The following is a 10,959-nucleotide window of genomic DNA, read 5'->3' as shown; positions in this document are numbered from 1 at the left end:
CAGCACAGCCCGATTGCCCGCCGAACAAGGGCGGATGGGTCATCGAAAGGGGCTGAATCAGCCCCCCAGGGGGGGGGCGGGAACGCCCAGCTCGCAGTATTTCGAGCAGGAAGCGTGGCTGCATCGACTCGAGCATCCGCTGCGGCCTGAAAGGGCCAGACGGCCAGCCACGCACCCAGTTGGTGGCGCACTTGGCCTCACCTGGCCGACTCCGCGGACGTGCACGCGCGGGTATGGACAAGGCGATATCGCAACGGATAATTCGCGCTCGGCCAGAGGCCCCTATGGAGCGTGAATTGATGACAGGTAGTGCCGCAACGTATGTCGAGAGGATGCGAGAGAACTTGCGAGAGTTCGAGGCGCTGTCCCATGAGGAACGTAGGCAACGGCTGGCTGAGCTGCATTCCCGCCTGCCAAGCCACCTCTACCATTACCGGGGCTTTGACGGCCCAAATGACGAGCGCAATTTGCGGGACATGCTGGTCAATTCGCAAGTTTTTCTTCGCGCCCCCAGTGACTTCAACGATCCGTTTGAGTGTCGCTTTCAGTTCGGCACGCTGGGTGCTATGGACGAAGTACATGCCTATCTCGTTCGCACTGCGGTTGCCCAAGGTGCGACTCGTGCCGATTTGGCACGTCTTGCGGACGGCATGGCCCGGTTGGGTGCGGCAGGCATTCAGCAGGTCGCGAACGACGACAGCCATCAGCGGCTGCAAGCGGTTGGGATCTGCTGTTTCGCCGAATCCTACAAAAATACCTTGATGTGGTCACACTACGGCCAGAGCCACAAGGGCGTTTGTATCGAGTTCGATGTGGCTCACGGCATTAACCTGTTTGGGCTGTGCAAAAAGGTGGAATACGGCGGCCCACTGCCCAAGTTGGACTATCCGAGCGTTGATCCGCACGACGTGATTGCACCCATCTTTCGCAAATCGAAACACTGGGAATACGAAGAAGAGTGGCGTGTCGCCATTCCCTCGTCGTCGCATCGCCATCTCGACTTCCCCGCGGAAGCGGTCACGGCAGTCGTCTTCGGTTGCGCCGCGGGCGATCAAGCGCGCGAAGTGGTCAATGGACTGCTTGAGGAGCGCGCCAAGCTCGGCTTGCCGCCGGTGCGTCAAAAGCAGGTCGTGCGGGCCATCCACGACTATGTGTTGGAGGATGCGCCCGACGGCACATGAACCAGGTTGGATGCTCTGGTTCAGGAGGTGGCGCCGGATCGCGAGGGTAGGCGAGGGCGCACAGGTTGTCCTGTGCGCCCTCTGCGAACCGAGACGCGGGGTGGCTTAGCGACCACCCCTCGGCCTCGTACAGGAATAGTTACAGCATCCCCTTGAACAATGCCGTGGTGTCGCCGCCGTTGTATTCACCATAGTTGTTGGCTTTGTTGGCAACGACGCTGTCCATGCGAATGTCCGGCCGGAAGTACCGCACCTCCTTGATCACATTGCCACTCCTGTCCTCCAGAACGTAACTGCCGTAGATCAGCACCGGGTCGCCGCTCGGGCCTATAGTCCATTGGTACACCTCCTCCGATTTCGCAACTGCGGCGAAGCCACTGATGAACGAATTTGACTGATCTCGCTCGACAGCCGCCTCCCTTTTGAACTGATCGTAGGTTTTGGTGTACTCATCGAGCTGGGTCTGCCCGGAGTCAATCTGGTTTTGAATGCCGCGAATCAGGCTATCGAAGTCGGTCTGCGCATCAGCTGTTGAAGATTTATTCGCCTGGGCCTGAGCCAGCCGTGCCTTTGCCTCATCGACTTCGGCCTTCATCTGTTGCAACTTCCCGTCGTAGACGTCCGCGACATCCTTAACGTGCTGTTCGTTACTGGCTAACCACTCTGTCGTCTGAGTCTTGAAGTAAGTCGTTGCGTCCTTCAACTCGCAGCGATACTCAACAATCTCGCGGTTTCGCTCGTCCTTATGTGTGTCCCACGAGGTGGCCGCACACACCTTTCGGTTGTCCAGTGCTTGGCCCACGGTAAAGGCCTGCCCATTGCTGATCGGGCTGCTTTTCACCTTGTTGATTGAACTGCTTCCGCAGGCAGCAAGACCTATGCATGCGACTGTCAGGGTCGCGATATGACGTAGTTCCATCGCTGGTACCTATTCCTTGTCTCTTGGGCAAAGCCCTGTTCTCGTGATGTCGCTGTGTGCGACGCGGGGTCGAGCATTGGGAGGGCAGGCCAGACCAGGCCTGAGCCAGTCACGACAAGCCTGTTCCAGCCCATTGGTGCCAACTAAAAATTGGCTGCTTCCAAGGTACCCTAAAACACAAAGACGGTGTATTGAAGGTCGGGTTATAGGGTAGGGGTCCGACTGGTTTTGGAGCGGGCCGATGGGACGGGCTCACGAACTGGCCGAGCGGGCTCCAAAGTCCCTCTACCGGCCGGAAAATCAGGTTTTTTTGAGCATGCTTCGAGAGCTGCGCCAACGCCATGGATTTACTCAGGTCGCGTTGGCCGAACGACTAGGGCGCTCTCAGAACTACGTCACCTCGGCCGAACGAGGAGTAATCCGTTTGGATGGGCTTCAAATCCGCGATTGGTGCAATGCTTGCGGGGCGGATCTCGTGCAGTGGGCCACCGAGATTGAACGGGTTTTGGGTGGGCAGGAAAAAGGCCGGCGAAAAGGGCCTAAGTGAACGGGTCGGAGCAGGCGACACGGGCGCGGCACGCGGTCAAAGGCCACTGAGTTTGAATCGAGCACGCACCTCTGATAAAGGCGCGTGCTCCAAGTTTTGATGACTCCTACGCTAGCATCGGAACATGCATAGTTGGTTGGGGTGCAGCCTTTACGCCACCAATTTCAGCGCCTCTAGCCATGCCCGTTGCTTAATCGCCGCCCCCGATCCGAACCAGGCACCATCCCTTCTATAGTCATGGGAGCGTGCGCGCCGGTGATGGTCTACATATTCGGTCACGCCGTTGAGCAAGCCCCAAGCTGTTCCCCTCGCCGAAGGCTGCTCAGCCCCTCGGCCCTGGCCTAGATATAGCGACAACACTTTCTGGACAGCTTGTTCGTTGACGGCGGAGGACCCTGGCGCCTGCCCGGACGCCGGATGGGCGAACACCTTTTGCAGAAAGGCCTCCACGGTTCGATCGGCGACCCGACAGCGGGCGAGCTCCTTGATGTAGTCCTCGAACGCCAACCACGGGGTGATCGCGATGCCAAGTTGGCGCTTGACGGCCTGTGCATCGAATTCACTTCGATGCGGTACTTTGACGGTCCCGGCGTTGTCGCTCAGCGCAATGGCCAAGGTGTTGTTGCACACCACGCGTACTGACGTGAATTGTGCCGTCGTGGCCAGGGTGCCATCGCAGGCGGTTGCCAATAGCAGGTAGCCGTTCACGGTGTCACGACCTTTCAGGGTGACGCTCTGGCCGGTGCGGGCCAACGCCCAGAACTTTTTGCCCTCCTTGAGTACGCCAGCCGTCTCCAGTTCGTAGCCGCCGACCTCACTGAGGTCGCGATAGAACTCCAGGATCTCAGCTGGTTGGACGACCTTGTAACGGCGAGAGACTACCGACAGGGGAGTTTTGGTGTCCGATCGGTAAAGGACCCTCTGTTCCGGAAACGCGTGAAGCGCCTCGGGAGTTGAGTCGGTGACGTCGTACTGCACGTCAGCGGCTTCGATTCGCCAGTCCATGCCGGCCTGCCGCGCCCAAACGTCCAGCGGTTGGTGAGGGGCAAGGTGATGGCCGAGGCCATGCCAGGGTTGTTCCCCGACGTAGGCCATGGATTGAACCAGATGCATGACAGACTCCTTGTATAGGTGCAAAAACGCATAGAGCCCGGCTTTGCCGGGCTCTATGCGTGCGTAAGGGTGGAATGAAACGGCTATTACAGCGTCGATGGTCTAGGACGACTTGTCGGTGAAGGTGTGGCCACAGGCGCGGCACAGGTGGTTATGCAGGACGTTCCGGTCGATGGCGCTCCCCAGCTTGGCGCCGGCCAAGCAACCGGCAGCCCCGCCAACTATGCCCTCGATGACCACGCCTGCTACCGCCCCCAGCAGGGCGCCGAAAGGACCCGCGATAAGCCCCAGCTCCGCGCCCGACAGTGCCACGGCGACGCCGCTGGTGGTGCCTGCGATGGCTCCGATGGCACCGCCAAGCCGCTGGGCTAGGTTTCGGGCCTCGACGTAAATGGACCTGCACTTGGGGCAGCGCGATGTCATATCGACGGAGTCACCCTGCCAGTCCTGTTCTATCGACAACTCACGCATGAGTCTGGGCCCTCAGGCGGTGCTGTACATAGCGACGAACACAGGCCGCCCACACGCTGCCGGCCAGAAAGATCAGGACGAATACGAACAGGTGTTCCGCCATTGACGGATAGGGATAGCCCACTACGAATCGCTGCAACATCTTCAATGCTCCTGATGAACAAGGACATCCGCCGATAGGCAGCACGGATGGAGCAACCGAATGGTCACTCTGCACGGTGATGTGAGTTTGAAATTTCTTTCATTCGAAAGGCAGGATTGAGGAGGCGGCAGCAAATCGACAGGGCGGCGAAGCGACGTATTCCTCGCGTCGACTTAGTTCATTGGCAAGTGAGTTGGGCTCCTAAGCCCAAAGAAGACCAATAAGACCCAACGCCGACGGACGTCCATATCGTCATTGGCGGTTCAAGGCCGGGACTGGACAACTGCCATGCCTTGGCCGCAGAATCCACGAACCTCAAGCAAGGAGTGAGGTGTAGAGCGTGACTGTCGGAACCAACCGAGTCCTGCGAATGCCTGAAGCATGTGCGTTCGTTGGTCTGAGTGAGTCCACAATAAGAAACCGCATCAACAAAGAAAGTCGTTGGTACGACCCTCGAATGCCAAGGCCAATCCGCCTCGGCGGTGGCGAACGTCGAGGGGCTATAGGTTTCGAGCTTCAACAGCTACAAAAGTACATCGATGCCTGCCGCGAGCAGGCTTGATCAAGTAAGACACAACAAGCACTTACCGCGCCCACCCCGGCGGCTGGATACAGCAACTGTGTACAGCGACTGTCATTTTGTCGACAGTGTGAAGAGGGGACCGAAACACACCGAGGATCGGAGGTCACGGAAGCACTGCTTTCTTGATGATCTCAGACACCTGCAAGCCCGCCGACAGCGGCCAAGAGCCTGCTCTCCAGCGCGGATATAGCCTAAAAAAAACAGTAACTCACCGCGCCTACCCCGGCGGCCTTATTGGGCAATTGATGGGGCATCGAATAGCTAAGGGCCGGAAATCTCGGGGCATTGGTGTCCTGGGATTTCCGGTTCCTATGCTATTACCTATTCCTACAGGTAATACCTATTCCTACAGGTCGGCACTAAGCCGATGGGAGCTGGTGTTGGGGGCAATTATGGGTCTGATGAATAAGGGGTATGAGAAACGTCGCATTGCGAATGATGCGCACCTGAGCGCCTTTTCGCGTGGCTGCATCTATCTCGAAGATGGAAGCGTCTACATTACGGATGAGTTCGATTGGCATCGATTCATCGGGTCTTTAGAGCGCATCGCAAAGCGTATCGCGGAAGTAGACGACGGACCGATCAAGCTTGAACGGACTCGCTATGGGGAACGCTATCGCTTGACCCCACTTGGTAGGGACGTGTGGAACATGTGCAAGAGCTACCATCCTTTCATTAGGGAGCGTTGCGGATCGCAGATCTTCAATCCGCACATCACGGTTGCGCTTCGCGCGTGTGACAAGTGGGTCCGAATTCTTAACTGTGCTCGCATGGGGGATGATCTTGATCTTCGCTTAGGCGAGGCGCGCTCCGCACTCGATCGGATGGTTCGTTTTATCCGTCGTGTATGCCGTTCAAAGCGATTCAAGTACCTCTCGAACAACAGTGAGCGCAATGCCGCCGCAGCGTTTATGAGTTGCATGCGGTATATGGATGCTTTGTTCAAGAGGCATTCCAAGATCCTGATACTAAGGATAGATTTGTACTATCACCCCTATTCGCACTATGGCTCTGAGGGTGAGCGCCTGGAATATGTAGAGGCTGCTGACAAGAGCCTGGAGAAGTTCCTTCGAGACCTCCGAGAGAGGCATCTTGTGCCTGATATGGCCGGGTGGATCTGCAAGCGGGAGAACGGCTTTCGGCGGGGTATGCACTACCACGTGCTAGTCGCGCTGGATGGCCATAAGCATTGCAAAGACATCGCCTACGCACAGAAGCTCGGGGAGTATTGGATCGAGCACTGCAACGGCTCTAGCTACAACAACAACAATGCCCGGCAGGATAGGCTTGAATACAATGGCATGGGCTTGGTGCACGTCCATGACCAAGACAAGCGCGAAGGGTTGCGTCGCGCAATTCGCTACATGACCAAAGGCAACCATCAGCTCAAGACGGGCGGTGGGAAGGATCGCAATCTGCGGAAAGGGATTATGCCGAAGTGGGACGAATCCGCTCCTCGTCGTGGTGCGCCTCGTAAACCGCTCCCGGACATCAATGGAGCGTTCAAGAGCACGTTCTCGTATCGCCGCAAGAGCCCGCGCAAGCTTGATGCGAGTGGGGGCAGGTGGCCGATCCACGAGTTCATCTGACGCACTGTGGTCGAGGGCGATACGGCGCGGCGCCGGATGGCGAGGAGGCTTGACTCCACGGATCAAGCCTCCTTTGTTCCTAAGAGCCTGGAAGCCCGCACCCATTCCATGCGATGGGATTACGGAAGACGTGACTCACAAGCATCATCGCTCGCAGGATGAGTACTTCGAAAATACCCGGATTAAAGTTGTCCGGTCGGGTTGACTCATCGCCAAGCCCGTCTCTTCTCGGCGTGGCGTTCGGCATCTGTGTTGGCTAGCTTTTCCTTTCCGAGCAGACTAGTGACGTGGTCAGCCCAAGCCTGCATCAAGGGGCGTCGTTGCTCCAACAAGTCCGTCCGATGGTAAGCCGCCTCTACTTTGTTCTGGACTGCGTGAGCCAACGCGCGCTCTGCCAAGTCGCGCGGATGTCCTTTTTCACTACACCAATCGCGGAAGCTGGAACGGAATCCGTGTGCCGTAGCGGTACGTTCGGCAACATCACTTGCAGCATCTATGCGTCGCAGAAACGTCGTTAAGGCCATGTCCGATAGCGGGGCTCGATCTCGCACAGAAGGAAACACTAGGCTTTCGTGTTGGCTTTGCTGGTGCTTGAGAATCGCAATCGCTTGCCAGGACAGAGGTACGCGATGGATTTGCTTAGCCTTCATCCTTTCTGCAGGTAGCGTCCACACCCTGGCCTTTAGGTCAATTTCGCTCCACGTCATCTGACGAACTTCGCCCGATCGGGCAGCGGTCAGAATTAGGAATGCCAACACCTGACGAGAGACATCGAGGCTACTTGGCATTTCCAGGTGGCCGGCAACAAACGCGGGGATGGCGCGCCAGGGCATGGCTGGCTGATGCTGCGTGCGGATGGTCTTGCCTGGTTGAAGGGGGAGGAGGTGCGCCACGACGTCCACTGGGTTGGACAAACAGAAGCCGTGTGCCCACCCCCAGGCCATCACGGCGTGTAGCCTCTGCTTCACCCGTCCGGCGGTCTCTGCTTTCGTCAGCCAGATTGGCCGCAGTACGTCAGCAATGTGGCCCGGCTGGATTTGGTCCAAGGGCATTGAGCCGATGATGGGGAAGGCGTACTCGACTAGGGTATTGATCCATTGCTGAGCATGCTTGGGATTCTTCCAGCCCGGAGTCAGTTCCTTGTGCAGTTTTTCCGCCGCCTCGCGCAGGAGAGGCGTGTGCGGCTTGGTCGCTTCGTTGGCTTTAATTTCTAGCGGATCTTCTCCGCGGGCGATCTGCTCGCGCATCAACCGCGCCTGTCGCGCTGCCTCGGCGATGCCGACTGCCGGATAGCTGCCAAGCCCTGCGTTACGGCGTTTCTTGGTGACTGGGCTGACATAGCGGAGAACCCACTTGCCTAGCCCTTTCTGGCTGGGGGAGGGGTGAAGTGCCAGTCCGATGACTCCGCCATGCGCGACAGGCGTACCTCCGGGTTTGACGCTGCGCGCCTTGGTGTCAGTCAGTAATGCCATGGGGAGGGACTCCGAATCGAGTTTTGGTATGCCAGGCAGTATGCCATTCTGACTTGATTGTGGTTGAGGCTTGTTGCGGTTCGCTGGGCCTTTTATTCGCAAATACAGCTTAAATTACGTATTATTCTTGCAACTCATTGCAGTGTCTTGGTCCTCGTTGCGGAAGTTGCAGGCGGTCACTCTCTCCGCCAGATACGCAAACGCCCCCAACTGGGGGCGTTTGCGTATCTGGCGGAGAGACAGGGTGAGACCCCACCCGGGTTCCACAAATTTGTCAGGAACAAATTTGGACAGCCGCAGGCTGGCCCCGTAGCGCGTAGGGGTTGGGTGCATGGATGCACCCAGCAATCCCACTCTTCCCATGAGAGGCGACATTCCTGCCGCTTGGGGGCGTTTGCGTATCTGGCGGAGAGACAGGGTGAGACCCCACCCGGGTTCGACAAATTTGTCAGCAACACATTTGGACAGCCGCAGGCTGGCCCCGTAGCGCGCAGCGCGTAGGGGTTGGGTGCATGGATGCACCCAGCAATCCCACTCTTCCCATGAGAGGCGACATTCCTGCCGCTTGGGGGCGTTTGCGTATCTGGCGGAGAGACAGGGTGAGACCCCACCCGGGTTTGACAAATATGTCAGGAACACATTTGGACAGCCGCAGGCTGGCCCCGTAGCGCGCAGCGCGTAGGGGTTGGGTGCATGGATGCACCCGGCAATCCCACTCTTCCCATGAGAGGCGACATTCCTGCCGCTTGGGGGCGTTTGCGTATCTGGCGGAGAGACAGGGTGAGAACCCACCCGGATTCCACCTCAGCTTTCGGATGCGCGGGCTACGATCCATTCAACGATCGCGTCGAATCTCTCCTGATCGAGTGCATGTTCGCGGTCGACGCGCAGCTCGGTAATAAAGTTGCCGGCAACCTTGGCGACGACCTGATCGGCGTCACGCGAATACTTGTCTTTCGTGCCCGACACAACCATCGTCGGTCGAGGTCCGATGGCTGAAAGAAGATCGTGCGTGTCGATCAGGTGAGCGAGCCCAGGTACGGCCTCGAAGAGGGTAAACCCAGTGCCTTCCCGGCGGCGCGTCTCGAAGCTGCACACCGACCCACTAATGCATGCCCATTGGCATCGGGCATCGACGGCCGCGTGGTAGAGGGCTGTATAACCGCCGTAGGAGTGACCCGCCACGCCCACGAGTCGCTCGTCTAGCCCCGTGGCCTGGAGTAATACGCTCAGCGCGCGTTGGGCGTCATCCAGCACCTTCCTCATCAACAGGTCGCCGTCCAGCAATCGATAGCTCATGGCGTTGTAGTGCTGGAGCCAATCGTAATAATCCGGCTCCACGCCGCGAACTGCCGCGCGTCGATCCTCGAAAGTGATGGAGTCCGGAGCCAGGACGGCGATGCCCTTTCGGGCGAGTGCTGGCCCGAAGGCTTGAAAGGCGTTGCCCACATCGCCGGCAACTTCGCTCTTGCCGAAGTGGAATTCCCCGTTGTGTTGGTGAAAGACAACCACCCCGCCGAGCGCATCGCGTCCCCTCGGCGTGAACAGGAAAGCGGGAATAGGGTCGCCTTCGAGTCCCTGGTACTCAATTCGCTCCCTTAGGTAACCGTCAGCCTCCACGACGTCGTGTCGTTCAAATGCCATCGGAACGGGGTCCGCAAGCGACAGGCGTTCCCGAAGCTTCGTTGCGAGGTTGGTCATGGCGGGCAATGGTAGCCTGAGTCAGGGATGGCTAGGTGGGCAGCTCCCTACTCTGGGCCTATCGCAAACACTGGTTGCCGTAGGGCGGGTTTCAGCGTCCGCTTCCGGTTGAATTCGCAACCCGCAGCGGGCCTTGAACAGCCCAGTCATAAGCCGTCTTGCCGACAGGGAGAGGCTTTCCCGGTACCTCGCTTCCCCCTTAAAGTCAGGCTACGGCGGCAGTCAGCGGACTCCAGCCATCTCATCCAGGGGGAAGCATGAAAGCGTCTTTGACATCCGCAGGGTTTGCGGTTTGCCTTTTGCTGTGCCAGTCGCTTGCGCCGGCGCAGGCCTTTGGTGTGGGGTCGGCAGACGATGCAAAAGCCGGCGTCGACGGTACCTCCAAATCAGAAGGCGAGCCGAAGGCGTCCATGGAGACCATGCAGATCGCCAGCCACGGATCGCTAATGAATGCGCTGGTCTACGTGGCTGCGGGCGCTGGACCGCACCCGACCGTGATCCTGTTGCACGGCTTTCCCGGAAACGAGCGAAACCTGGACCTCGCGCAAGACATGCGGCGCGCCGGGTGGAACGTTCTCTACTTCAACTATCGCGGGTCGTGGGGTTCACCGGGAAGCTTCTCCTTCTCGCATGGCCTCGACGATGTCGCAGCGGCCGTCGCATATCTGCGCCAGCCCGCAAACGCCAGCCGCCTGCGGACCGATCCATCCAGGATCGTACTCGTGGGCCACAGTATGGGAGGCTTCATGGCGGTCCATGGCGCTGCCGCCGACCCCGCCATCCGGGGCATTGCCATGATTTCAGGTGCCGATTTGGCCGGCGAACTGGAGCAGTTGCAGTCCCACGATTCCAAGGCTGGCGCGATCAAGGCCATGGGCGCGTCTCTGGCCGAGGACGGCATGGCGCCGCTGAGCGGGTGCACTCCTGATGGTTTGGCAAAAGAGCTTTCCGATCACGTATCTGCGTGGCGATTTGGCGCGAAGGTGGGGGAGATCAAGGACAGGCCCGTGTTCGTGGTGACTTCGGACGACGGACTGGCAGCCGTGGACGATGCTTTTGCGAGTGCACTTCGCCAAGCGGGAGACACCCGCGTCACCACACTGCATCTGGCGACAGACCACGCTTACTCGGATCAGCGAACGGAGCTCTCGCGCGCCGTGCTGCAGTGGCTTGAAACGATCAAGTAGTACGGGAAGCCAAAGCGTGAGCATCCGCTTTCGACCCGTAGCGGACTGTTTTTC

The 10,959-nt window shown here is 58.8% G+C and carries 9 protein-coding genes; 4 read left to right on the top strand and 5 right to left on the bottom strand.

Going from position 1 to position 10,959, the window contains the following annotated elements; genetic code table 11:
* The first annotated feature begins 284 nt into the window (after positions 1-284).
* Complete coding sequence (locus tag H8F01_RS21190; RefSeq protein ID WP_187056979.1) at positions 285-1,181, top strand: DUF2971 domain-containing protein; 897 nt, start codon at positions 285-287, stop codon at positions 1,179-1,181.
* Between the two features lie 139 nt (positions 1,182-1,320).
* On the opposite strand, the gene H8F01_RS21185 is transcribed toward H8F01_RS21190, so the two are convergent.
* Entirely contained in the window at positions 1,321-2,100 is a 780-nt protein-coding gene (locus H8F01_RS21185) for a hypothetical protein (protein WP_187056978.1), read from the bottom strand.
* Between the two features lie 241 nt (positions 2,101-2,341).
* Between H8F01_RS21185 and H8F01_RS21180 the strand changes: the two genes are divergently transcribed.
* Positions 2,342-2,647, top strand: a complete 306-nt coding sequence (locus tag H8F01_RS21180; RefSeq protein WP_187056977.1) for a helix-turn-helix domain-containing protein — start codon at positions 2,342-2,344, stop codon at positions 2,645-2,647.
* A 150-nt stretch (positions 2,648-2,797) separates the two neighbouring features.
* Here the strand turns inward: H8F01_RS21180 and H8F01_RS21175 are convergent, their stop codons facing one another.
* Both H8F01_RS21175 and H8F01_RS21170 read right to left on the bottom strand, forming a co-directional pair.
* Complete coding sequence (locus tag H8F01_RS21175) at positions 2,798-3,760, bottom strand: DUF932 domain-containing protein (protein ID WP_187056976.1); 963 nt, start codon at positions 3,758-3,760, stop codon at positions 2,798-2,800.
* A 102-nt stretch (positions 3,761-3,862) separates the two neighbouring features.
* Positions 3,863-4,231, bottom strand: coding sequence for a hypothetical protein (locus tag H8F01_RS21170; protein ID WP_187056975.1), 369 nt, complete (start codon positions 4,229-4,231; stop codon positions 3,863-3,865).
* Between the two features lie 850 nt (positions 4,232-5,081).
* On the opposite strand from H8F01_RS21170, the gene H8F01_RS21160 reads away from it, so the two are divergent.
* Entirely contained in the window at positions 5,082-6,545 is a 1,464-nt protein-coding gene (locus H8F01_RS21160; RefSeq protein WP_187056973.1) for a YagK/YfjJ domain-containing protein, read from the top strand.
* A gap of 206 nt (positions 6,546-6,751) precedes the next feature.
* Here H8F01_RS21160 and H8F01_RS21155 read toward each other — a convergent pair whose 3' ends face one another.
* Complete coding sequence (locus H8F01_RS21155) at positions 6,752-8,017, bottom strand: tyrosine-type recombinase/integrase (protein ID WP_187056972.1); 1,266 nt, start codon at positions 8,015-8,017, stop codon at positions 6,752-6,754.
* A gap of 804 nt (positions 8,018-8,821) precedes the next feature.
* A complete protein-coding gene (locus H8F01_RS21150; RefSeq protein WP_187056971.1) occupies positions 8,822-9,718 on the bottom strand; it encodes a dienelactone hydrolase family protein in 897 nt (298 codons plus the stop codon).
* A gap of 257 nt (positions 9,719-9,975) precedes the next feature.
* Between H8F01_RS21150 and H8F01_RS21145 the strand changes: the two genes are divergently transcribed.
* The gene (locus tag H8F01_RS21145) at positions 9,976-10,905 is read left to right on the top strand and encodes an alpha/beta hydrolase family protein (RefSeq protein WP_187056970.1); all 930 of its coding nucleotides are present in this window, start codon (positions 9,976-9,978) and stop codon (positions 10,903-10,905) included.
* Positions 10,906-10,959: the final 54 nt, after the last annotated feature.

This window comes from Dyella telluris (assembly GCF_014297575.1).
Lineage (GTDB): Bacteria > Pseudomonadota > Gammaproteobacteria > Xanthomonadales > Rhodanobacteraceae > Dyella > Dyella telluris.
This window is presented reverse-complemented; position numbering and strand designations above follow the sequence as displayed.